This window comes from Streptomyces sp. NPDC054883 (assembly GCF_053610645.1).
On the sequence record NZ_JBSGYT010000008.1, the window covers coordinates 61,250 to 84,430 of the forward strand.

Consider the following 23,181-nt stretch of genomic DNA (forward strand, 5'->3'; position numbering starts at 1 on the left):
CCGCCGGAGCAACCCGGACCGACGCCCCGGCGTCCTTCGGGGCGACAAGGGAGGGCGCATGACCGCGAACCACGCGGTGGTCGTCGGCGGCGGCCTCGCCGGGGTCACCACCGCCCTCGAACTCGCCGGCGCGGGCCTGCGGGTGACCCTCCTGGAAAGCCGGCCCCGGCTCGGCGGCCTCGCCTTCTCCTTCAAGCGCGGCGACCTCACCGTCGACAACGGCCAGCACGTCTACCTCCGCTGCTGCACCGCCTACCGCTGGTTCCTCGACCGCGTGGGCGGCGCGGCCCTCGCGCCGCTGCAGGAGCGGCTCGACGTCCCCGTGCTCGACGTCGCCCACCCCGGCGGCCCGCGCCTCGGCCGGCTGCGCCGCAGCGCCCTGCCCGTACCCCTGCACCTGGCGTCCTCACTGGCCCGCTACCCGCACCTGTCACTCGCCGAGCGGGCCGGCGTCGGGCGGGCCGCCCTCGCGCTGCGCCGCCTCGACCCCGCCGACCCGGCGCTCGACGGCCTGGACTTCGCGACCTGGCTCGGCCGCTACGGCCAGTCCCCGCGCGCCATCGAGGCACTGTGGGACCTCGTCGGCATCGCCACCCTCAACGCCACCGCCGACCAGTCCTCGCTGGGCCTGGCCGCCATGGTCTTCAAGACCGGCCTGCTCTCCGAGAACGGCGCCGCCGACATCGGCTGGGCCAAGGTCCCGCTCGGCGACCTCCACGACACGCTCGCCCGCAAGGAGCTCGACGCCGCCGGAGTGCGCACCGAACTGCGCGCCCGCGTCACCGGCATCTCCCGCTCCACGGACGGGAACTGGCGCGTGGCCACCGAGACCGAGACGCTGGACGCCGCCACGGTCGTCCTCGCCGTCCCGCAGCGAGAGGCCCACGGGCTGCTCCCGGCCGGGGCCCTGGCCGACCCCGACAAGCTCCTCGACATCGGCACCGCCCCCATCCTCAACGTCCACGTCGTCTATGACCGCAAGGTGCTGAAGCGGCCCTTCTTCGCCGCGCTCGGCTCCCCGGTCCAGTGGGTCTTCGACCGCACCGACGCCTCCGGACTCACCGACGGCGGTCAGTACCTGGCCCTGTCCCAGTCCGTTGCCCAGGACGACATCGACGAGCCCGTCTCCGTCCTGCGCACCAAGTACCTGCCCGAACTGGAGCGGCTGCTTCCGGCCGCGCGCGGCGCCAAGGTACGGGACTTCTTCGTCACCCGCGAACGCACCGCCACCTTCGCCCCCACCCCCGGCGTCGGCCGGCTCCGCCCGGGCTTCCGGACCGACACGCCGGGGCTGTATCTCGCCGGTGCGTGGACCGCCACCGGTTGGCCCGCGACCATGGAGAGCGCCGTCCGCAGCGGACTGGGCGCGGCGCACGCCGCACTCGCCGCGCTCGGCCGCCACCGCGAACACCCCCTGCAAGAGGCGGCATGACCACCACCAGCACCAGCGGCACACCCGCAGCACGCACAGCAGCACGTACAGGAACCAGAGGAGAGCCAGTGAACCCGGGGAATCCGGCTGTCGAGAACACCGGCGGCAGTGTGGGCGCGGCCGGTGGAGAGGCAGCGGACACGCTCGCCCTCCTGGAACGCGGCCGCACGCTGTCCACCCCCGTGCTCCGCGCCGCCGTGGACCGGCTCGCGGCGCCCATGGACACCGTCGCCGCCTACCACTTCGGCTGGATCGACGCCCAGGGCAACCCCGCGGACGGCGACCAGGGCAAGGCCGTGCGCCCGGCCCTCGCGCTGCTCTCCGCCGAAGCCGCGGGCGCGGCGCCCGAGGTCGGCATCCCCGGCGCCGTCGCCGTCGAACTGGTCCACAACTTCTCCCTGTTGCACGACGACCTGATGGACGGCGACGAACAGCGCCGCCACCGCGACACGGTGTGGAAGGTGCACGGCCCGGCGCAGGCCATCCTCGTCGGCGACGCGCTCTTCGCCCTCGCCAACGAGGTCCTGCTGGAGCTGGGCACCGTCGAGGCGGGGCGCGCGGCGCGCCGGCTGACCACCGCCAGCCGCAAGCTCATCGACGGCCAGGCGCAGGACATCTCCTACGAGCACCGTGAGCGCGTCAGCGTCGAGGAGTGCCTGGAGATGGAGGGCAACAAGACCGGCGCCCTGCTCGCCTGCGCGGTCTCCATCGGCGCCGTGCTCGGCGGCGCGGACGACCGTACCGCCGACAAGCTGGAGGAGTACGGGTACCACCTCGGCCTCGCCTTCCAGGCCGTCGACGACCTGCTCGGCATCTGGGGCGACCCGGAAGCCACCGGCAAGCAGACCTGGAGCGACCTGCGCCAGCGCAAGAAGTCCCTGCCGGTGGTCGCCGCCCTCGCGGCGGGCGGACCCGCGTGCGAGGAACTGGCCCGGCTGCTGGCCGCCGACGCCAAGAGCAACGACTTCGAGAACTTCTCCGAAGCGGAGTTCGCCGCCCGCGCCGCCCTCATCGATGAGGCCGGCGGCCGCCAGTGGACCGCCGACGAGGCCCGCCGCCAGCACGCCGTGGCGATCCGCGCGCTCGACGACGTCGACATGCCGCAGCGGGTGCGCGACCAGCTCGTCGCCCTCGCCGACTTCGTCGTCGTGCGCAAGAGGTGATTATCGTCCGGGCGCGGATATGAATCATGAGTCGCCGGCCGGCGCCGCCCACCTGATCGGCACTGCCTAGGCGGGTGCACCGGCCGACGGCAGACCCCAGCACAGCAGAGGACGACACTGCACGAAGGGGAAGCCATGACAGCGACGACCGACGGCGGCGGAGCCCCCGGCGCGGGGCCCGCGCGCGAGCCGGCCGCCACACCGGGCGTGCTGCCCGGTGTCCAGGACGCCACCGAACGCGCCGCCCGCCACCTGCTCGACCGGCAGGACCCGGCCGGCTGGTGGAAGGGCGACCTGGAGACCAACGTCACCATGGACGCCGAGGACCTGCTGCTGCGGCAGTTCCTCGGCATCCGGGACGAGGCCACCACGCACGCCGCCGCCCTCTTCATCAGGAGCGGGCAACGCGAGGACGGCACGTGGGCCACCTTCCACGGGGGACCGCCCGACCTCTCCGCCACCGTCGAGGCGTACGTGGCGCTGCGGCTCGCCGGGGACCCGCCCGAAGCCCCGCACATGGTGCGCGCCTCGGCCTGGGTGCGGGCCCACGGGGGGATCGCCGCCGCCCGGGTCTTCACCCGGATCTGGCTGGCCCTGTTCGGCTGGTGGAAGTGGGACCGCCTGCCCGAACTCCCGCCGGAACTCGTCTTCCTGCCGCCCTGGGTGCCCCTCAACATCTACGACTTCGGCTGCTGGGCCCGCCAGACCATCGTCCCGCTCACCGTGGTCTCCGCCCTGCGCCCGGTCCGCCCGGCCCCGTTCGCGCTGGACGAGCTGCACACGGACGCGCGCAACCCCGACCCGGTCGGCGCGCCCGCCCCGCTGGCCAGTTGGGACGGCGTCTTCCAGCGGATGGACAAGGCCCTGCACCTCTACCGGCGCTTCGCCCCGCGCCGGCTGCGCAAGGCGGCCGTGGACACCGCCGCCCGCTGGATCATCGAGCGCCAGGAGAACGACGGCTGCTGGGGCGGGATCCAGCCGCCCGCGGTCTACTCCGTCATCGCCCTGCACCTGCTCGGCTACGACCTCGGGCACCCCGTGATGCGGGCCGGCCTGGAATCCCTCGACCGGTTCGCCGTCTGGCGCGAGGACGGCTCCCGGATGATCGAGGCCTGCCAGTCGCCGGTCTGGGACACTTGCCTCGCCGCCATCGCCCTGGCCGACGCGGGCGTGCCGGCCGACCACCCCGCCCTGCTCAAGGCAGCGGACTGGATGCTGGGCGAGGAGGTCACGCGCAGCGGCGACTGGGCCGTGCGAAGGCCCGGACTCGCCCCCGGGGGCTGGGCGTTCGAGTTCCACAACGACAACTACCCCGACATCGACGACACCGCCGAGGTGGTCCTGGCCCTGCGCCGGATCGCACACCCCGAGCCGGCCAAGGTCGAGGCGGCGATCGCCCGCGGGGTGTCCTGGACCCTCGGCATGCAGTCGAAGAACGGTGCCTGGGGTGCCTTCGACGCCGACAACACCAGTCCCTTTCCCAACCGGCTGCCCTTCTGTGACTTCGGCGAGGTCATCGACCCGCCCTCGGCCGACGTCACCGCCCACGTCGTCGAGATGCTCGCCGTCGAAGGCAAGGCGGCCGACCCCCGGACCCGGCGCGGCATCGACTGGCTGCTGGCCGAACAGGAGCCCAGCGGCGCCTGGTTCGGCCGCTGGGGCACCAACTACGTGTACGGCACCGGCTCCGTCGTCCCGGCCCTCACCGCCGCCGGCCTGCCCACCGGGCACCCCGCGATCCGGCGGGCCGTCGCCTGGCTGGAGTCCGTACAGAACGAGGACGGGGGGTGGGGGGAGGACCAGCGGTCCTACGAGGACCCCGCCCGGGCGGGGCGGGGCGCCTCCACCGCCTCCCAGACCGCCTGGGCGCTGATGGCCCTGCTGTCGGCCGGCGAACGCGAGGGCAAGGCCGTGCGACGCGGCATCGCCCACCTCGTGCACACCCAGCGCGAGGACGGCTCCTGGGACGAGCCGTACTTCACCGGCACCGGCTTCCCCTGGGACTTCTCCATCAACTACCACCTGTACCGGCAGGTGTTCCCGCTGACCGCGCTCGGCCGCTACCTGTACGGGGAACCGTTCGGCCCCGACGGCCGCCATACGGCCGACCCCGTCCGCGAGGCCACGGCGGTCCTGGCCGAGGAGGCCTGATGGGCGACCGGGGCGACCCCTCCCGCGTGCCGCTGCTCATCGCCTGTGCCCTGCGCATCGAACGGCTGGCCCTGGGCAGCGGCGGCGACCGCGGCTCGCCTCAGGAGTACGCCGTCCTGCGCACCGGCATGGGCCCGCGCGCCGCCGAGCGCGCCGTCACCCGGGCCCTCGCCCCGCCCGGCATGACGGGGGCCGCCGTCCTCGCCACCGGCTTCTGCGCCGGCCTCGCCCCCGGCATGAACCCGGGCGACCTGGTCGTCGCCGAGGAGGCCCGGGACCCCCGCGGCACCGTCGCCTGCGACGGCGCCCCCCTGCTCGCCGAGGCACTGGCCCGGGCGGTCCCCGGCCGGACCGTGCACACCGGCGCACTGACCGGATCGGACCACGTCGTACGGGGCCAGGAGCGCGCCCAGCTGCGCGCCACCGGCGCCATCGCCGTGGACATGGAATCCGCGGCCACCCTGTGGACCGCCACCAGGGGCGCGAGCCGTCCGGTTGCGGCCGTCCGGGTGATCGTGGACGCTCCGGAGCACGAGCTCGTCCGAATCGGCACGGTTCGCGGAGGAATATCGGCCTTCCGCGTATTGCGTGCCGTACTGCCCGCGTTTTATGACTGGCACCGTTCTTTGCTGCTCCCCAGGAGGTGAGCCAGATGGCCATGCCGTTGCGACAGTCCATCAGGGTCGGGACCTATCTTCTCGAACAGAAGCTGCGCAAGCGTGAGAAGTTCCCGCTGATCGTCGAGCTGGAGCCGCTCTACGCCTGCAACCTGGCCTGCGAGGGGTGCGGGAAGATCCAGCACCCCGCGGGGGTGCTCAAGCAGCGCATGCCGGTCGCCCAGGCCGTCGGCGCCGTGCTGGAATCCGGGGCACCCATGGTGTCCATCGCCGGCGGCGAACCCCTGATGCACCCCCAGATCCACGAGATCGTCCGGCAGTTGGTCGCGCGCAGGAAGTACGTCTTCCTCTGCACCAACGCGATGCTGCTCCGCAAGAAGATCGAGAACTTCACCCCCTCCCCGTACTTCGCCTTCGCGGTGCACATCGACGGGCTGCGCGAGCGGCACGACGAGTCCGTGGCGAAGGAAGGCGTCTTCGACGAGGCCGTGGCGGCCATCAAGGAGGCCAAGAGCCGTGGTTTCCGGGTCACCACGAACTCCACCTTCTTCAACACCGACACACCGCAGACGATCATCGAGGTGCTCAACTACCTCAACGACGACCTCAAGGTCGACGAAATGATGATCTCGCCCGCCTACGCCTACGAAAAGGCCCCCGACCAGGAACACTTCCTGGGCGTCGAGCAGACCAGAGAACTCTTCAAGAAGGCGTTCGCCGGTGGTAACCGGCGGCGCTGGCGGCTCAACCACTCCCCGCTCTTCCTGGACTTCCTGGAAGGCAAGGCCGATTTCCCCTGCACCGCCTGGGCCATTCCGAATTACACGCTCTTCGGCTGGCAGCGCCCCTGCTACCTGATGAGCGACGGATACGTCCCGACGTACCGGGAACTGATCAACGACACCGACTGGGACAAGTACGGCCGCGGGAAGGACCCGCGCTGCGCGAACTGCATGGCGCACTGCGGCTACGAACCGACCGCCGTCCTCGCCACGATGGGCTCCCTCAAGGAGTCCCTGCGCGCGGCCAGGGATACGATCGGCGGCAACCGCGGTACGTCGGCATGACCCCCGCGACGGGCGGCGGCAAGGGCTTCGACCTCGGCGCCCTGCTGGCCGAACGCGGCGCCGAGCGGTACGAACTGCACGCCCGGCACCTCAACCACCAGCTGCCCCGGATGCTGCACACCCTCGGTTTCGACAAGGTCTACGAGCGGGCGCAGGGGGCCCACTTCTGGGACGCCGAGGGCAACGACTACCTCGACATGCTCGCCGGTTTCGGCGTGATGGGGCTCGGCCGGCACCACCCGGTCGTCCGCCGGGCCCTGCACGACGTCCTGGACGCCCAGCTCGCCGACCTCACCCGCTTCGACTGCCAGCCCCTGCCCGGGCTGCTCGCCGAGAAGCTCCTGTCCTACAGCCCCCACCTGGACCGGGTCTTCTTCGGCAACAGCGGCACGGAAGCGGTGGAGACGGCCCTCAAGTTCGCCCGGTACGCCACCGGACGCCCCAGGGTCCTCTACTGCGACCACGCCTTCCACGGTCTGACGGCCGGCTCCCTCTCGGTCAACGGCGAGGGCGGCTTCCGCGACGGCTTCGCGCCCCTGCTGCCCGACACCCGGATCCTGCTTGGCGACCTGACCGCGCTGGAGCGGGAGCTCGAACGCGGCGACGTGGCCGCCTTCGTCGTGGAACCCGTCCAGGGCAAGGGGGTGCTCGCGCCGCCGCCCGGGTTCCTGCTCGCCGCCCAGGACCTGCTGCGCCGCCACAAGGCGCTGCTGATCGCCGACGAGGTACAGACCGGCCTCGGACGCACCGGGGAGTTCTACGCGTACCAGCATGAGCCGGGCGTGGAACCGGACCTGGTGTGCGTGGCCAAGGCGCTCTCCGGCGGCTACGTGCCCGTCGGGGCGACCCTGGGCAAGGACTGGATCTTCAAGAAGGTCTACTCGTCCATGGACCGGGTGCTCGTGCACTCCGCGAGCTTCGGCTCCAACGCCCAGGCCATGGCCGCCGGACTGGCGGTGCTCACCGTCATGGAGGACGAGGGGATCGTGGCCCGTGCCCGGGCGACGGGGGACCTGCTGCGCGGGCGGCTCGCGGCCCTGGTGGACGAGTACGAGCTGCTGCACGAGGTGCGCGGGCGGGGGCTGATGATCGGCATCGAGTTCGGCCGGCCGTCCTCGCTCGGGCTGCGCAGCCGCTGGACGATGCTCCAGGCGGCCCGCAAGGGACTCTTCGCGCAGATGGTCGTGGTGCCGCTGCTGCAGAAGCACCGGATCCTCACCCAGGTCTCCGGCGACCACCTGGAGGTCATCAAGCTGATCCCGCCGCTGATCGTGGACGAGGCTGACGTCAACCGGTTCGTCGGCGCCTTCCGCGAGGTCATGGACGAGGCGCACGGCGGGGGCGCCCTGATGTGGGACTTCGGCAGGACGCTGGTGAAGCAGGCCGTCGGCAACCGCTGACGGCCTGCCGCAGGGGTCGTTCAGTCGAGGAGCCGGTCCCTCAGCCGGCCGAGGGTCGCGGGCGTGAGCCCGAGTCCCTCGGCCAGGTAGGGCTCCACTCCGCCCCACGTACCGTCGATGGTCTCGAAGGCCGTGGTCAGGAACTCGTCGCGGGCGTCGAAGAGCGGGGCCAGCAGCTCCATCACCTCGGGGGAGCGGGCCTCGGGGGAGTCGTCGCCGCGGCGCACCCGGTAGCGGTTGTGCGGGGCGTTCGACTCCAGGTAGTCCGCCACGATCGCCTCGCGCTCGACCCCCAGGGCGAGCAGCGTGACGGCGATCGAGAGCCCCGCCCGGTCCTTGCCGGCCGCGCAGTGCATCAGGGCCGGGACGCCGTCCTCGGCGAGGGCGTGCACGACCCGGCTGTGCTCGGCCGTCCGGTCCCTGATGATCGACCGGTACGAGTTCCGCATCCGGGCGGCGGCCCTCCCCTCGCCCAGCAGCCCCCGGAGCTGACCCAGATCGCCGTCCCGGACCATGGTCCAGAACTCCCGGCCGTCCGCGGGATCCGTCAGCGGGATGTTCACGTTCCGGACGCCGGGCAGCTCGACGTCCGGCCCTTCCAGCGCGTGGTCGGCGCCGTTGCGGAAGTCGAAAACGGTGTGGAGGCCGAGCGAGGCCAGGAATTCCACATCGTTTTCGGTGGCATGTGCGAGATGTCCGCTTCGGAACAGAAGTCCCGTCCTGACCCTTCGTCCGTCGGTGGTCGGCAGTCCTCCCACGTCGCGGAAATTGCGCACTCCGGACAGTTCGGGCCCCGTGGGCGGGTTGGCGGCTATCTGCTGGGTCACGGGACGGGTCCTCCGCATCGTCGTGGGCCGTCGCGGCCGGGGTGGTGGGCGCGCGGCCGTGGGGCCGTTGCCGACTGTCCGAATTGGACCGGTTGCGAACAACTTGCCATATCCGGGGGCGAGATCGCGGCCGATCCCGTGAGCCAGATCATACGGTGACCGTGCGTGCCTGATCGCGAAACCCGAATTCCCTTGTCGCCGCGGTCGTTGCGGGAGCGGAATGGACGGAGGGTGACGGAAATTCAGCCGGCTTTTGCCACCTGCTATTCCGTCAGGGAATTCATGGCTTGTTGTGCACGGCGTCGCTCGATTACCTTCGCGATCGATCCGGGTGGACCGCCGAATCCTGCCGCCGCCCGGGAACCGCACCCGACTATTCACGCGCGCGGCAGGAGCGGGGGAACCAGGTAAGCCGCTGTTCCGGACGTTCCCGCCGGAACGGCTCGGGGTGAAGCCGTACGCCGTTGCTGTGCGTACGGCCGGACATCTCCAGCCCGAACCCGACAGCTCACCTCGCAGGCGACGGAGAGGAATTCGTCATGCCCGCACACGGCAAGCACCGCCGCCCGAAGTCCCTTGCCATACCCCGCGGACTGGCCGCCGCCGGTACCGGCGGCGCGGCCCTCGCGCTGCCGCTGCTGGGCGCCGCCGGTGCCCATGCGGCCCCCGCCGCGGCCCCCGCCGCGCTGCCCGTCCAGGCCCCGCAGCTCCCGGCGTCCGCGCAGGCCGCGCCCGCCGTCACCCCGGTCGCCGCCCCCGGCGTCTACACCGTCGTCCCCGGCGACTGCCTGTCGCAGATCGCCGCCGACCGCCACCTGTCGGGCGGCTGGGAGCGGCTGTACGCCGACAACCGCGAGGCCGTCGGTGCGGACCCCTCGCTGATCCACCCCGGGCTCAAGCTGACGCTCGGCGGGCACGGGGACCGGACCTCCGCCAAGCCGGCCTCCCGGGACTCCGGGCCGGCGTCGGTTCCGTCCTCCTCCGACCGGTCCTCCGGCAAGGCTCAGGCGCCTTCCGAGACCGGCTCCGGCAGCGCTTCCGCCGCCGAGCGGCCCGCCGCACCCGCCGCGCAGGGCTCCGGCTCCGCCTCCGGCGCCGTCACGGCGGCCGGATTCGTCGCCCCGGTCAGCGGCGGGATCTCCACCCCGTACAAGCTCGCGGGCAGCATGTGGTCTTCCGGTTACCACACCGGCGTCGACTTCATCGCGAGCACCGGCACCACCGTCAAGGCGGTCGGCGCGGGCACCGTGGTCACGGCGGGCTGGGGCGGTGCGTACGGCAACGAGGTCGTGATCCGGCACGCCGACGGCAAGTACTCCCAGTACGGCCACCTCTCGCAGCTGTCCGTCTCGGTAGGCCAGAGCGTCACCGCCGGGCAGCGCATCGGGCTCTCCGGCGCCACCGGCAATGTGACCGGCCCTCACCTCCACTTCGAGATCCGCACCGGCCCGTCGTACGGCTCGGACATCGACCCGCTCGCGTACCTGCGCTCGAAGGGCGTCGGCATCTGACGCCGGGCGGGCGTGGGCAGGTAGCCGCGTGAGGCCGGGACCCCGAGGGGGTTCCGGCCTCACGCGATTCTTATTCCGCATGTGCGTGGTGGCGTAGATCACGGTCCGTCAAACCCTGCTTACGTTGGCGTAGGTCGCCCGCGGGGGTGAAGGATGTGGTGCTGTGGCAGCGACGAAGACGACACTCAAGACCATCGGCTCGTACGCGGCGATCGGGGACAGCTTCACCGAGGGCGTAGGGGACCCGGGACCCGGGGATTCGTATCTCGGCTGGGCGGACCGGCTGGCCGTGCTCCTGGCCGACCAGCGGGAAGAACACGATTTCCGGTACGCGAACCTGGCCGTCCGGGGGAAGGTCCTCGACCAGATCGTGGCCGAGCAGGTGCCGAGGGCCAAGGCCCTCGCGCCCGACCTCGTCACCTTCTGTGCGGGGGGCAACGACATCATCCGTCCGGGGACCGACCCGGACGACGTGGCGGAACGCTTCGAGGCGGCCGTCGCCGACCTCGCCGGCTCCGTCGGCCAGATCATGGTCACGACCGGCTTCGACACCCGGGGCGTGCCGGTCCTCAAGCACCTGCGGGGCAAGGTGGCGACGTACAGCGCACACGTGCGCGCCATCGCCGACCGGTACGACTGCCCGGTGCTCGACCTCTGGTCGCTCAGGTCCGTGCAGGACCGGCGGGCCTGGGACACCGACCGGCTGCACCTCTCGCCCGAGGGGCACACCCGGGTCGCGCTGCGCGCCGCCCAGGTGCTCGGGCTGGACGTACCCGCCGATCCCGACCAGCCGTGGCCGCCGGAGCGGCCGCGCGGCTCGGTGGACGTGACGCGGGACAACATCCAGTGGGCGCGCGAACACCTCGTGCCCTGGATCGGGCGGCGGCTGCGCGGCGAGTCCTCGGGGGACCACGTCGAGGCGAAGCGGCCGGACCTGCTGCCGCTGTAGGGCGTACGCGACGGGGGCGGGGCCGGGACACCGCGAGCCGCCGGGGCGGGCACGGGGCACCGCGACACGCCGGGGCGGGCACGGGGCACTGCGACACGCCGGGGGCCGCAAGCGGAATCCCTGGGGGCCGGTGTGCGTTGGGATGGTCGTAGACACGTACGACCGTCCTGCCCCCATCCTCACAGGAGGCGCCTTGTCCGGCTCCCGTCCCCTGCGTCCCCGGCTGCGTGCCCTGCGGCCCGAAGCCTTCGGCGCGGACCCGTCCGGCGCGCGGCTGGAGCGGATCCTGCGCTCGCCCAACTTCGCCGACGGAGTCTTCCAGAACCCGGTCGGGGCCCGGACCAGGCCTTCCGGCTCCATGGCGGAGTTCGCGAAGATCTACTTCCACAAGGAGCAGCGCCTGCGGCGCAGCCCGGGTGCGCCGATCCCGGTCTACCCGACGACGCTGGCCGAGCTCGCCAAGCCGCCGGCGAGCGGACTGCGGCTGACGTGGACGGGGCACTCCAGCGTCCTCGCCGAGATCGACGGCCGGCGGGTCCTGTTCGACCCGGTGTGGGGAGAGCGGTGCTCTCCCTTCCCCTTCGCGGGGCCCAAGCGGCTGCACCCCGTGCCGGTACCGCTCGCCTCGCTCGGCGAGGTCGACGTCGTGGTCATCTCGCACGACCACTACGACCACCTCGACCTCCCGACGATCAAGGCACTCGCCGGTACCGACACGGTCTTCGCCGTCCCGCTCGGCGTCGGCGCCCACCTGGAGCGCTGGGGAGTCCCGGCGGACCGGCTGCGCGAACTGGACTGGAACGAGAGCACCAAGGTGGCCGGGCTCTCCCTCACCGCCACCCCCGCCCGCCACTTCTGCGGGCGCGGCCTGCGCAACCAGCAGTTCACCCTGTGGGCGTCCTGGGTCGTCGAGGGCGACGCGCACCGGATCTACCACAGCGGCGACACGGGCTACTTCCCGGGCTTCCAGGAGATCGGCGCCGCGCACGGCCCGTTCGACGCCACGATGATCCAGATCGGGGCGTACTCCGAGTACTGGCCCGACATCCACATGACCCCGGAGGAGGGCATGCGCGCCCACCTCGACCTCCAGGGCGGCACACCGCACGGCACCATGCTGCCGATCCACTGGGGCACGTTCAACCTGGCCCCGCACCCGTGGGACGAGCCCGGCGAGGGCACGTTCGCGGCGGCGCAGGCGGCCGGAGCGGCGATCGCCCTGCCGGTACCGGGCCAGCCCTTCGAGCCGGGCGCCACCGACGCGCCGGCGGAGCCGTGGTGGCGTCCCTTCGTCGTGAACGCCGCCCCCGCCCCCGCGCCCGCGTCCCCCGCCCACCCGGCCGACACCTCGCGGAAGCCGGCGCTGCCCCACGAGGAGCCGGAGGCGGTGGGCTCGTAACCCCGCTCGCCGCTCGGCGGATTCGGGCGGTCGTGCGAGCGCTCCTTCCCAGGCGGTAAGCACCTCGGTGAAGTTGGCCGACTCGGCGTCCGGGGCGGGAGCGCGCGGTCTAGCGTGGGTATCCGGTGATCGACACCGGGCCCCGACAGTGCCGGGGGCCCGGGCCCCACGTACCGAGGACGCAGATGTCCGGCTACCGCGCCGCCCCCCACGCTCCGTCGAGACACGCCGCCACCGGCCCCGGCCGGCAGTTACGGCCGCAGCTGGTCCGGGCCGCCGTCCTGCCCACGCTCGCCGCCGGCCTCAGCGGCGCGGCCGCCGTGATCTTCGCCTTGCAGCTCGGCGGCGGAGCGGGCGACCGCGACCCCCGGCTCTGGCCCGTGCTCACCGGCTGCGGACTGCTCGTGGTCGGCGCGCTCGCCGCCGCACTGCTCGGGGCCCAGCGAGCGGCCAAGGCCGTACGCGAACGGTGCGAGGCACTGCGCCGCTCCAGCCTGCGCGGCCGCCAGGAACTGCGGGCGGCCGCCGACCGGCTGGAGCGGGGCGAAACCCCGCCCCACCCGGTGCGCGGCGGCCCCGGCGGGCCGCCGCAGGCCGCCGACTCCGCGGGCGTGGACGAGTTCTGGCTGCTCGCGCAGGAGCTGCGCGGCGCGCGCGAGCAGGCGCACGAGGTCCTCGTACGGCTGGCCGGCCGGGCCGCCCCCTCCGACAGCGACCGCAAGGTCGAGGTCTTCGTCAACCTCGCGCGCCGGCTCCAGTCCCTCGTGCACCGCGAGATCTCGCTGCTGGACGACCTGGAGGACACGGTCGAGGATCCCGACCTGCTGAAGGAGCTCTTCCACGTCGACCACCTCGCCACCCGGATCCGGCGCCACGCCGAGAACCTCGCCGTGCTCGGCGGCGCCGCCTCCCGGCGGCAGTGGACCCGGCCCATCGACCTGAGCGAGGTGCTGCGTTCCTCCGTCGCGGAGGTCGAGCAGTACACCCGGGTCAAGGTGGTGCCGCCGGCGGGCGGCACCGTCCGGGGGCACGCCGTCGCCGACGTGGTGCACCTGCTGGCGGAACTCATCGAGAACGCCACCGTCTTCTCCGCCCCCGACACCGACGTGGTGGTGCGCGCCGAGCGCGTGACCTCCGGGATCGCGGTCGAGGTGGAGGACCGGGGGCTGGGCATGCCGGCCGAGGAACAGCACCGGATGAACGCCCTGCTCGGCGACCCGGACCAGGTCAGCGTGCGGCACTTGCTGGCGGACGGCCGGATCGGCCTCTTCGTGGTGTCGGCGCTGGCCCGCAGGCACGGGATCGCCGTCGAGCTCAAGTCCAACATCTACGGCGGGGTGCTCGCGGTGCTCGTCCTGCCGCAGGAGCTGTTGGGCGCGCAGGCGCCGAACGCCGCCGACGCGCAGGGCGGTTCGCGGGCCACGTCGTGGGGGAGCGGGGCGGGGGCGGCGACGCCCCCGCTGGAGCCCGTACGCATGGCCACCGCCGCGCCGCGCCGGCCCGGTCCGGCGGAGGCGGGCCCGGCGGCGGTACCGGCGTGGGCGGAGCCGGTGCCGGTCGCGCGGGTGCGTACGGAGCCGCCCGCGGAGCCGGTCGCGTACGCCGTGCCCGACCCGGGTCCGGCCACCGACCCGGGTTTCGACCCGGGTTTCGATCCGGGCTTCGACCCGGGCCCAGCGGTCGGTCCGCGCTTCGGCCCCGGCTCCGACGCCGCTCCGGGCTTCGGCCCCGGCTCCGACGCCGGTCCCGGATTCGCCCCCGGATTCGCCGCCCCGACCGGACTGGTGCCGGCCGCCGTCACCGTGCCCGCCGCCCGCACGGACCCGGACCGGCCGCCGCTGCCCCGGCGGCGCGCCCAGGAGCACCTGGTACCCGAGCTGCGCGAGGCCCCGGCCCCGCGACCCGCCCCGGAGGCCGAGCCGCCCGTACACGATCCCGGCCTGATGGCGGCCTTCCAACGGGGCTTCGGCAGGGCCCAGTCGGAGCACCGCGCGTGACGGCGCCCGGGGCCGGGACCCGGCTCCCCTCCCCTCCCCACCACCCCCCACCCCAGCAAGGAGCGCACCCTCATGAGCGGCGAAGTGGCGACCAGGACAAGCCGGCTCTCGGATCTCGACTGGCTGCTCGGCGGCCTGGTCCAACGGGTGCCGTACACCCGCAGCGCGGTGCTGCTCACGGCGGACGGGCTGGTCAGCTGCGTGCACGGACTGGACGCCGACAGCGCCGACCACCTTGCGGCACTGGCCTCGGGCCTGTACTCGCTGGGCCGCAGCGCCGGCTCCCGGTTCGCGGACGGCGCGGAGGTCCGGCAGGTGGTGGTGGAGCTCGACTCGGCGCTGGTCTTCGTATCGGCGGCCGGGTCCGGCACCTGCCTGGCGGTCCTGGCGGACCGGGAGGCCGACGCGGGCGTGCTGGGCTACGAGATGGCGATGCTGGTGAAGAGCGTACGTCCCTACCTGGCGGCTCCGCCGCGGCGGCCCGTCGCCGAACCGGAGCGGTGAGGGCCCGGGCGCGGGGGGCGTACGGATCCGGCCCGGGGTGGGACACGACCCCCTGGCTGGACGACACGGCGGGCCGGGTCATGCGGCCGTACACGGCCAGCGGCGGCCGGACCCGGCCGGCCGTCGCGCTCGACCTGCTCTCGATCGTCACGGCGACCGGCGTACGCCCGCGTGCGCCGCTCGGCGCCGAACACACGTTCGCGCTGCGCCTGTGCGCGGGCGCGGCGGCGTTGACCGTCGCCGAGGTGGCCGGGCAGCTGCGGCTGCCGGCCGGGGTGGTGAAGGTGCTGCTGGCCGATCTGATGGAACACGGGGCCGTCGAGGCGCGGCCGCCGAGGTTCCCGGGCGGTGACTCGCTCGCCGCCGATGACCTGGACCTGCTGCGGGCGGTGCTCGATGGCCTACGCCGAAGGCTGTGACGGCCAGGGCCTGCCGGCGACCTTGAAGATCCTGGTCGCGGGCGGGTTCGGGGCGGGGAAGACGACCTTCGTGGGCGCGGTGAGCGAGATCGAACCGCTGTGCACGGAGGAGCTGCTGAGCGACCTCGGCGAGAGCGCCGACCCGCTGGACGGGGTGGAGGCCAAGACGACGACCACCGTCGCCCTGGACTTCGGAAGGATCACCCTCGACCGGGGCCACGTCCTGTACCTCTTCGGCACGCCCGGGCAGCAGCGCTTCTGGTTCCTCTGGGAGGAGCTGTGCGCGGGCGCACTGGGGGCGGTGGTCCTGGCCGACACGCGCCGCCTCGCGGACTGCTTCCCCGCCGTCGACTTCTTCGAGCGGCGCGGGATCGGCTTCATCGTCGCCGTCAACGAGTTCGACGGATGCCACCGCTACACGCCCGGTGAGGTCCGCCGGGCGGTGGGGCTCGGGCCCGAGGTGCCCGTCGTGCGGTGTGACGCGCGGCTGGCCAGTTCCGGTACGGGGGCGCTCGCCGCCCTCGTCCACCACCTGCTGTTCAACGCCAGGTCCGCGCGCACGGCGGACGTGGCCACCTAGGAGGATCGGGGGAACGTCATGACGTACTACGAATCGACCGGCCACCTGCTGCTCACCCCGGTGGACCGGGAAGCACCCGCCCGTGCGGTCCGGCTGCGCGAACTGGGCCTGGGGGAGCGCCCCGACGCGGAACTCGACGCCTTCGCGCGGCGGATCGCGCAGACCCTGGACGCGCCGTACGCGGGAGTCAACTTCGTCGGTGAGGAACGGCAGTTCTTCGCCGGCCTCCACCACCGCCCCGACGCCGCGCCGAGCGGCTACCCGGCCCGCGTGCTGGCCCGCGACCACGGCTACTGCCCGCATGTGGTGGTCCGGCGCCGGGCGCTGGTGCTGGAGGACGTACGGGACTTCGCGCGCTTCGCGGGCAACGCGGTCGTGGACGAGAGCGGGGTGCGCTCCTACGCGGGCGCCCCGCTGACGGACCGGCGGGGCGTCGTCCTCGGGACGGTGTGCGCGGTGGACGTGGCGCCGAGGCGGTGGGGGACGCAGGGGGTGGGGACGGTGAAGGCGCTCGCGGCGGAGCTGGCGGAGCTGCTGCTGGAGCGGGAGGACGGCCGGGGGTGAGCCCCGGCGTCAGGCGGCCGGCCGCAGGAAGGCGGCGATCCGCTCTCGCAGCGAGCGGGGATCCAGGCCGTGGGCGGCGGTGTGCTCGGTGATGGTGCCGTAGCGCCGCAGCTCGGCGCGGCCGACGCCCAGCCCCAGCACCCGGTGCGGGAGGTCGCCGAGCGCGTCGTTGGCGGCGGCCGTGGAGGTTCCGGCGAGGTACGGCTCGACCAGGACCACGTCGGCCGCCGTAGCCCGGCCGGCGGCAGCGCGCAGGGCCGCGTCGTCGAAGGGCCGCACGGTCGTCGCGTACAGCACCGTCACGTCCATGCCCTCGGTCGCGGCGAGGACGTTGTCCAGCAGCGGGCCGACCGCCAGCACCACGCCCGCGCGTCCCTCCCGTACGGTGTGCGGGCCCGGGCCGGCGGGAAGGCGCGGCTCGGCGTTCCGCTGCTCGCTGAGGCGGACGTACACCCTGTCGTCCCCGGCGGCGTACGCGTCGCGCAGCAGCGCCTCCGCCTCGTCGGGGTGGCCCGGGACGTGCACGGTCCAGCCGTCGAGGGTGTCGAGGAGGGCGACGTCGCCCGGCGCCATGTGGGTGAAACCGCCGGCCGGCCAGTCGTAGCTGGCGCTCGCGCTGACGAGGACGCCGCCCGTGTCCTGGTGCCCGAAGTCCAGCTTGACCTGCTCGAACGGCCGCTCCACCAGGAAGCTGGCGAAGGTGTGCACGATCGGCCGCAGCCCGGTGAGGGCGAGTCCGCCGCCCACTCCGACGAGCAGCTGCTCCCGGATCCCCACATTGATCACCCGGTCGGGATGACGCTGCTGGGCGGGGCGGAACCCGTCCATGGTGATCTCGGCGAGCACGAGTGCCAGCCGGGGGTCCTCTTCGAGCACCTTCGACGTGACGCTGACGAACCGCTCCCGCATGGTGTCCATTTCTCCCCTGCCCCTTGCTGTGTGGTCTCAGAACTTCTTCTCGACGCGGGCCACGACGGCGTGCGGCCGGCCCGGGTGCGGCGCCGTGAAGGCGGCGTGCAGGGCGGCGTGGTCCCGCCCGTCAACGGTGGTCGCCGACCAGCCGGCGGCCTCGAAGCGGGAGGCGATCCCGCCGGGCCAGCCGTGGGTCGCCGAGTCGTTGTCGATCACCACCGTGTGCAGCCGCTCCAGCCCGGCGGAACCCGCGTAGGCGAGTGCCTCGTGGTTGCTGCCCTCGTCGAGCTCCGCGTCCCCGATCAGCACCCACACGGCCGGGTCGTCCAGCCCCTGCGCGCGCAGGCCCAGCGCGGTGCCGACGGCCAGTGGCAGGCCGTGCCCGAGCGAGCCGCTGCCGATCTCGACCCCCGGGACCAGGGTCCGGTCGGGGTGGTGCCCGAGCGGGGAGTCGAACCCGCCGAAGCCGCTCAGCCACCCGACGGGGAAGAACCCCTTGGCGGCGAGGACGGCGTAGTAGGCCATCGGGCCGTGCCCCTTGGACAGCAGGAAACGGTCCCGCCCGGCGTCCCCGGCGGTCCCGGGCGCGACCCGCAGCACCCGGTCGTACAGCACCCACAGCACGTCGAGCGTGGAGGTGGCGGCGGGACCGTGCTTCTCGGCGCCCGTCATGAACGCGATGAGCCGGCCCAGGTCCTCGTAGCGGAGCTCCGCGTCCGCGGTCGTTTGCGTCATGCGGCCACCGTGCAACCTCAAGCCCGCTTCAGGTCAAGCGCCGCCGACCCGGTCCGTCAGGACGACCCGCCCCGGCGAATCCGCGCGCGACCACCCCGAGAAGTGCGGTATTGTTTCCCTGCCAGTTCGGCCAGGGGGAAAACCCCAGGTCAACGGGGCTCGGGACGTGGCGCAGCTTGGTAGCGCACTTGACTGGGGGTCAAGGGGTCGCAGGTTCAAATCCTGTCGTCCCGACTCGTGAGAGTCGCAGATCAGGGGCCGTATCGGAGTGATCCGATACGGCCCCTGACCCGTTTCCGGGAACCGACCCGTGTCCGGTGATCTCGCGCGGGGCGTGCGCGGGTGTTACCGCCTCGGCCGACGCGCAGCGCCCTGCTGTCAGGCCCCCTTCACGGCAACTGCCGGCGAACCCGGGAATCCTGAATTTGTTGCTCGCCACCCGGCGTGAGCTGCGGGTTCTTATCCGGACGGGCTGATTCTCGTAGAAACGCACGTCGCGCGATGATCAAGTTTCATGTCTTCAACACCTGCCTCAAACACTCCCGTTGGCGATGTACTCCTCCGGAAAGTTGCATCAACGAACGGGGAAGATCGTGTCCGCAAAGCCTTCTGACCGTCAGATCGAGATCTCTTGGCCCGACTTGGGCATCACCGTCACCGCCGACCTTGACGATCGCAACCCGGCGCTCGCCGACGCGCTGTGGGAGTCACTGCCCTACCAGAGCCTCCAGGGACACGCCCTCATCGCGGGCGAGCACCTCTACCACGTGGCGCCGATACCCACCCTGCTGCACACCCCCCACACCACCCGCATCCCCGACCGGCGCGAGGCCCCCAACGGCACCGTGTTCTGCTCCGGCTTGCAGCACCTGGGCATCAAGTACGGCACTCTGACCGAGCCGATGCCCGCCACCCCCGTCGGCCAGATCCGTGCAGAAGACATGCCCGCCCTGCTGGAAGCGGGGGCCGCGGTCTGGGACGCCGTCTACTCCACGAAGAAGCAGATCCTCGCCGAAGTCCGCCGCGCGGGCGAGCCGGGCGGCCACCGCATCCCGACGCTCCACGCCACCAACACGGACGCCGGCCGGCTGATCGCCGACATCGTCGCCGAGACCGAGAAGATCTGGCTCGCGCCCCCGGCCGAGCTGGACGGCCTCCACCAGGGCATCATCCCCTCCCGGGCAGGCAACTTCGGCACCGTCCTGCCCACCCTGCTGTTCGTCAACGGCGAGACGCGGCCCCTGGGTTACGCCGCCTACGGCGGGCTCGTCCGCGCAGCCGTCCAGGGCATGCCGATGGACTCCCTCGTCCACATGACCCGCCTGCTCGTCGGCGTCCCCGCCGAGTTCCTGGGTTATTGCGGCCTGGAGAAGCTGTGGGCGTTCACCCAGCGCTTCCTCGACGTCCTCGACGTCCTCGACCGTGACGACTTCTACGCCGTCACCAGCCAGCTGGCCCTCTACATCAACTGCCTCGGCGGCTGGAACCTCCAGCTGTACCCGTGGGAGACCGGTGACCACCTGCGCCAGCAGGGCGCCGAGGCGGCCGCGTAGTGGTGCGCGGAGCCGAGAAGACGTTGAACGCCCTGCCCGCCCGCGCCGACGCCGTCGTCATCGGCGGGGGAGTGATCGGCACCTCCACCGCCTACCACCTCGCCGAAGCCGGTGTGGACACCGTGCTGCTGGAACGCGGAAGCCTCGGCGGCGGGGCGTCCGCGCACACCGCGGGCATGGTCCGCACCTACTTCCCCGGCGATCCCCGCACCGGGCGCATGGCCGTCCGCAGCCTGAGCGCCTACCACGACTTCGCCCGCCACACCGCAGCACCCCTCGCCATGAAGCGGCTCGGGTTCATGGTGCTGTTGACCGACGAACAGCAGATCGCCGAATTCCGGGCCACCCGTCAAGCACACCAGGCCGTCGGCGTCCAAGTCGACCTGATCAGTGCCCGCGAAGCGGCGGGGCTCAACCCGTTGATCAACGAACGCGCGGTCCTCGCGGCCGCCTGGTCTCCCGAGGCGTACCACGTGGACGGCCTCGACATCGTCCGCGGCTACGCCGCCGGTGCCCGCAATCACGGCGCCCGGCTGTTCACCCACACCCCCGTCACGCGCATCGACGACGACAACACCGTCCACACCACGCGGGGCAGCATCAAGGCAGGCAGCATCGTGTGCACGGCCGGGCCCTGGTCCGGCGAGGTGGCGTCGATGGCGTCGGTCGACCTGCCGATGACGCCCCACGCGATCGAGATGCTGTTCACCGACGTCCCGCCCTCGCCGCACGGCGAGCTGCCCATGACGATGCACGCGGCGTCCGGCCTGCGGATCCGCTCGTGGAAGGACCGCATCCTCTTGGCCATGGGCATGCCCAAGGCCGGAGAGGCGCGGGAAGCCTGGCTCGACCGCGTCTCCGGCCACCTCGGCACCCTGTTCCCGGCCTTGGACGGCATCGGTCTGCACCGCGCCTGGTCCGGCGACTTCGACGCGAGCCCCAACAACACCGCCTTCATCGGCGCGCACCCCACCCGGCGTTTCCTGTACGCGGCCGGATTCACCGGCGCGGGCCTGTGCCAGGCGCCCGCGGCCGGCGAAGAGCTCCGCGACCTGCTGATCGCCAAGTAACCCCGCAAGAGGAAGGAATGCCGTGATTGTCCTGGGATGTAATGGTTTCAGCAGGGTGTCGGAGTTCTTCGCCGAACGCCTCGGTGCGACCGGCATCAACAAGCACTACCTCTTGGGTCACGACGCCGCCGCCGCACTCCTGGTGGACGGCCGCCTGGTCGCCGCGGTAGAGGAAGAGCGGCTCAACCGGGAGAAGAAGACCACCGACTTCCCCGTGAACGCGATCGACTGGTGCCTGAAGGAAGCCGGCATCACGTTCGATGACGTCGACCTGTTCGCCTTCCCCTGGAACTGGTCCGCCCAGATCCGGGACGAGATCCTGGACGGGATCCGCACCTCGTCGGCACCGCAGGCCTCGAAGGCCGGACTCGTGGGGACCATATCCGACCTCTTCGACCAGGTCGTCAGCCACGAAGCGGTCCTCGCGGACTTCGAGGCCCGCACCGGACACCGCCCCGACCCGGCGAAGGTCCGCTTCGTCCCGCACCACCTGGCTCACGCCACCACCGGCTACTACCTCGCCGGCATGAAGGACTCCGCGTTCCTCGTCAGCGACGGCCGCGCCGAACGCTTCTCGACCTTGACGGGCGAGATCCGCGACGGCCGGATCACCGTCTTCGACGAAACCGTCACCGGCGCCGAGTATTCCATCGGCACCCTGTTCTCCTGCATCACCCGCTTCCTCGGGTTCGTCCCCAACAACGACGAGTACAAGGTGATGGGCCTGGCCGGATACACCGCCCCCCCGACCCCGAACCCGTTCGTCGAGCACTTTCTGCGGCTGCACGACGACGGCCGCTACACCTTCGCCGAGCGCCTTCGGACCGACGACCTGCACAGCCACGACACCCTGTTCGAGGAGTACTTCGGACCCTTCGAGGACACGCTCGAATACAAGGCCCGCGTCGCCGCCGCCGCGCAGCAGATGCTGAACGTCGCCACCGCCCATCAGGTCCGCCACCTGGAGGAGAGGACCGACCTCGACCGGCTGTTGTTCGAGGGCGGCGTCGCCCTGAACTGCCTCAACAACACCCCGCTCTTCGAGGGCTCCCGCTTCGAGGACATGCAGGTCAGCTTCGGCGCCTCCGACACCGGCATCACCATCGGTGCCGCCGCCCACGCCTGGCTGCACCACCCCGACACCGACCGCGCGGGCATCCGGGCCGCCGCCGCACCCGTCACGCCCTATCTGGGTCCGGCCTACGACGACGCCGCGATCGAGGAGGCCCTCGCGGGTTTCACCGGCCGCGTCGTCGTCTCGCGCCTGGACGATGACGAGGTCATCGAGCACGTGGCGAAGCTGCTGACGGAGAAGGTCGTCATCGGCTGGTTCGAAGGCCGCGTCGAGCACGGACCGCGCGCGCTGGGGCACCGCAGCATCATCGCCAACCCGGGCTTCAGCGACATCAAGGACATCATCAACACCCGGGTCAAGCACCGCGAGCCGTTCCGCCCCTTCGCTCCCCTCGTCCTCGAGGAGCAGGCGCCGAAGATCTTCGACATGGGGCGCAAGACCAGCTCCCCGCACATGACGTTCGTCTTCCCGGTGCGCGAGGAGTACAAGGACCGCATCCCCGGCGCCGTACACGTGGACGGCACCTCCCGCATCCAGACCCTGACGGACGAGGGAACCCCACGGCTCACGGCACTGCTGCGGAAGTTCATCGAACTCACCGACACGCCCTGCCTGATCAACACCTCGTTCAACGTCGCCGGCGAACCCATCGTCTGCACTCCTGCCGACGCCCTGAACTGCTTCATGGGAACCGAGATCGACCATCTGGTCCTCGGGAACCACCTCGTCACCAAGACCGGCCACGAGAGCCAGTAGAAGAAGGAGCACCCCGTGCCGATCCAGCGCAAGCACACCATGTACCACTCCACCATCCTGGAGGCCGACCCGGACACCGTGTGGGCGACCGTCCGCGACGCCATGCAGATCCTGGAGATCGTGTCCCCGGGCGACCTGGACATCCACACGGACGTCACGTGGGTGGACGGAGCCTCGGTGGACACGGTCCCGGCCCGCTACGATTTCCGGCTGACGCTCAACGGCCGCCTCGTCCAGCAGGAGATCGCCGCCCGGGACGAGATCAACAAGACCCAGTCCTACCGGGCCATCGCCCCCACCAGCGGCGTCGCCAACTACGAGGCCACCATCCGCGTGCACCACATCACCAACGAGCCGGACCGCAGCTTCTTCGAGTGGTCGCGGATCCTCGAGATCGCCGACGACGCCGACCTCAAGGTGGTCGAGGCCATCATCGACGTCATGGAGCAGCAGACCGACGCCGTGCGCGACCATTTCGCCAAGACCGCGCAGTGAGTGAC

Annotated in this window: 21 protein-coding genes, 1 tRNA gene and 1 riboswitch; of the genes, 19 read left to right on the top strand and 3 right to left on the bottom strand. The window is 72.3% G+C overall.

Going from position 1 to position 23,181, the window contains the following annotated elements; all coding sequences use genetic code 11:
- The first annotated feature begins 58 nt into the window (after positions 1-58).
- The 6 genes from hpnE (at position 59) to ACWGH1_RS08790 (ending at position 7,830) form a co-directional block, all read left to right on the top strand.
- Positions 59-1,432 (top strand): hydroxysqualene dehydroxylase HpnE, encoded by a 1,374-nt coding sequence (hpnE, locus tag ACWGH1_RS08765; protein WP_453352601.1) that lies wholly within the window; start codon positions 59-61, stop codon positions 1,430-1,432.
- Between the two features lie 68 nt (positions 1,433-1,500).
- Positions 1,501-2,595 (top strand): polyprenyl synthetase family protein, encoded by a 1,095-nt coding sequence (locus ACWGH1_RS08770; RefSeq protein ID WP_453352600.1) that lies wholly within the window; start codon positions 1,501-1,503, stop codon positions 2,593-2,595.
- Between the two features lie 135 nt (positions 2,596-2,730).
- Positions 2,731-4,746 carry a squalene--hopene cyclase gene (gene shc / locus ACWGH1_RS08775; RefSeq protein ID WP_453352599.1) on the top strand — a complete coding sequence of 672 codons (2,016 nt, stop codon included), beginning with the start codon at positions 2,731-2,733 and terminating at the stop codon, positions 4,744-4,746.
- Positions 4,746-5,393 carry a phosphorylase family protein gene (locus ACWGH1_RS08780; protein WP_453352598.1) on the top strand — a complete coding sequence of 216 codons (648 nt, stop codon included), beginning with the start codon at positions 4,746-4,748 and terminating at the stop codon, positions 5,391-5,393. Before shc ends, ACWGH1_RS08780 begins: the two co-directional genes overlap by 1 nt.
- 5 nt (positions 5,394-5,398) lie before the next feature.
- Positions 5,399-6,430, top strand: a complete 1,032-nt coding sequence (gene hpnH / locus ACWGH1_RS08785) for an adenosyl-hopene transferase HpnH (protein WP_453352597.1) — start codon at positions 5,399-5,401, stop codon at positions 6,428-6,430.
- Entirely contained in the window at positions 6,427-7,830 is a 1,404-nt protein-coding gene (locus ACWGH1_RS08790; RefSeq protein WP_453352596.1) for an aspartate aminotransferase family protein, read from the top strand. Before hpnH ends, ACWGH1_RS08790 begins: the two co-directional genes overlap by 4 nt.
- A 20-nt stretch (positions 7,831-7,850) precedes the next feature.
- Here ACWGH1_RS08790 and ACWGH1_RS08795 read toward each other — a convergent pair whose 3' ends face one another.
- The gene (locus tag ACWGH1_RS08795) at positions 7,851-8,657 is read right to left on the bottom strand and encodes a tyrosine-protein phosphatase (RefSeq protein WP_453352595.1); all 807 of its coding nucleotides are present in this window, start codon (positions 8,655-8,657) and stop codon (positions 7,851-7,853) included.
- A 360-nt stretch (positions 8,658-9,017) separates the two neighbouring features.
- Positions 9,018-9,192, top strand: a riboswitch (cyclic di-AMP (ydaO/yuaA leader).
- A 4-nt stretch (positions 9,193-9,196) separates the two neighbouring features.
- On the opposite strand from ACWGH1_RS08795, the gene ACWGH1_RS08800 reads away from it, so the two are divergent.
- The 8 genes from ACWGH1_RS08800 to ACWGH1_RS08835 all read left to right on the top strand — a co-directional run bounded on the left by ACWGH1_RS08800 (position 9,197) and on the right by ACWGH1_RS08835 (position 16,580).
- The gene (locus ACWGH1_RS08800) at positions 9,197-10,168 is read left to right on the top strand and encodes a LysM peptidoglycan-binding domain-containing M23 family metallopeptidase (RefSeq protein WP_453408551.1); all 972 of its coding nucleotides are present in this window, start codon (positions 9,197-9,199) and stop codon (positions 10,166-10,168) included.
- A 163-nt stretch (positions 10,169-10,331) separates the two neighbouring features.
- Positions 10,332-11,117 (top strand): SGNH/GDSL hydrolase family protein, encoded by a 786-nt coding sequence (locus ACWGH1_RS08805; RefSeq protein ID WP_453357163.1) that lies wholly within the window; start codon positions 10,332-10,334, stop codon positions 11,115-11,117.
- Between the two features lie 193 nt (positions 11,118-11,310).
- The gene (locus ACWGH1_RS08810) at positions 11,311-12,516 is read left to right on the top strand and encodes an MBL fold metallo-hydrolase (protein WP_453357164.1); all 1,206 of its coding nucleotides are present in this window, start codon (positions 11,311-11,313) and stop codon (positions 12,514-12,516) included.
- A gap of 185 nt (positions 12,517-12,701) precedes the next feature.
- Positions 12,702-14,513 (top strand): ATP-binding protein, encoded by a 1,812-nt coding sequence (locus ACWGH1_RS08815; RefSeq protein WP_453408552.1) that lies wholly within the window; start codon positions 12,702-12,704, stop codon positions 14,511-14,513.
- A 72-nt stretch (positions 14,514-14,585) separates the two neighbouring features.
- Complete coding sequence (locus tag ACWGH1_RS08820; protein ID WP_453356456.1) at positions 14,586-15,017, top strand: roadblock/LC7 domain-containing protein; 432 nt, start codon at positions 14,586-14,588, stop codon at positions 15,015-15,017.
- 80 nt (positions 15,018-15,097) lie between these two features.
- Complete coding sequence (locus tag ACWGH1_RS08825) at positions 15,098-15,436, top strand: DUF742 domain-containing protein (protein ID WP_453356457.1); 339 nt, start codon at positions 15,098-15,100, stop codon at positions 15,434-15,436.
- On the top strand, positions 15,414-16,016 hold the full coding sequence (locus ACWGH1_RS08830; RefSeq protein ID WP_453356458.1) for a GTP-binding protein: 603 nt from the start codon (positions 15,414-15,416) through the stop codon (positions 16,014-16,016). Before ACWGH1_RS08825 ends, ACWGH1_RS08830 begins: the two co-directional genes overlap by 23 nt.
- 18 nt (positions 16,017-16,034) lie before the next feature.
- Positions 16,035-16,580 (top strand): GAF domain-containing protein, encoded by a 546-nt coding sequence (locus ACWGH1_RS08835; protein ID WP_453356459.1) that lies wholly within the window; start codon positions 16,035-16,037, stop codon positions 16,578-16,580.
- Positions 16,581-16,589: 9 nt separating this feature from the next.
- Here ACWGH1_RS08835 and ACWGH1_RS08840 read toward each other — a convergent pair whose 3' ends face one another.
- Complete coding sequence (locus tag ACWGH1_RS08840) at positions 16,590-17,498, bottom strand: transketolase family protein (RefSeq protein ID WP_453356460.1); 909 nt, start codon at positions 17,496-17,498, stop codon at positions 16,590-16,592.
- A gap of 27 nt (positions 17,499-17,525) precedes the next feature.
- Complete coding sequence (locus ACWGH1_RS08845) at positions 17,526-18,227, bottom strand: transketolase (RefSeq protein WP_453356461.1); 702 nt, start codon at positions 18,225-18,227, stop codon at positions 17,526-17,528.
- Positions 18,228-18,387: 160 nt separating this feature from the next.
- On the opposite strand from ACWGH1_RS08845, the gene ACWGH1_RS08850 reads away from it, so the two are divergent.
- The 5 genes from ACWGH1_RS08850 to ACWGH1_RS08870 all read left to right on the top strand — a co-directional run bounded on the left by ACWGH1_RS08850 (position 18,388) and on the right by ACWGH1_RS08870 (position 23,176).
- A tRNA-Pro gene (locus ACWGH1_RS08850) sits at positions 18,388-18,461 on the top strand.
- 359 nt (positions 18,462-18,820) lie between these two features.
- Positions 18,821-19,780: a cucumopine synthase-related protein gene (locus tag ACWGH1_RS08855; protein ID WP_453355799.1), complete on the top strand. Its 960-nt coding sequence runs from the start codon at positions 18,821-18,823 to the stop codon at positions 19,778-19,780.
- 2 nt (positions 19,781-19,782) lie between these two features.
- Positions 19,783-20,850, top strand: a complete 1,068-nt coding sequence (locus tag ACWGH1_RS08860) for an NAD(P)/FAD-dependent oxidoreductase (protein WP_453355800.1) — start codon at positions 19,783-19,785, stop codon at positions 20,848-20,850.
- 55 nt (positions 20,851-20,905) lie between these two features.
- The gene (locus ACWGH1_RS08865) at positions 20,906-22,681 is read left to right on the top strand and encodes a carbamoyltransferase family protein (protein ID WP_453355801.1); all 1,776 of its coding nucleotides are present in this window, start codon (positions 20,906-20,908) and stop codon (positions 22,679-22,681) included.
- 15 nt (positions 22,682-22,696) lie between these two features.
- Positions 22,697-23,176, top strand: coding sequence for an SRPBCC family protein (locus ACWGH1_RS08870; protein ID WP_453355802.1), 480 nt, complete (start codon positions 22,697-22,699; stop codon positions 23,174-23,176).
- Positions 23,177-23,181 lie beyond the last annotated feature (5 nt).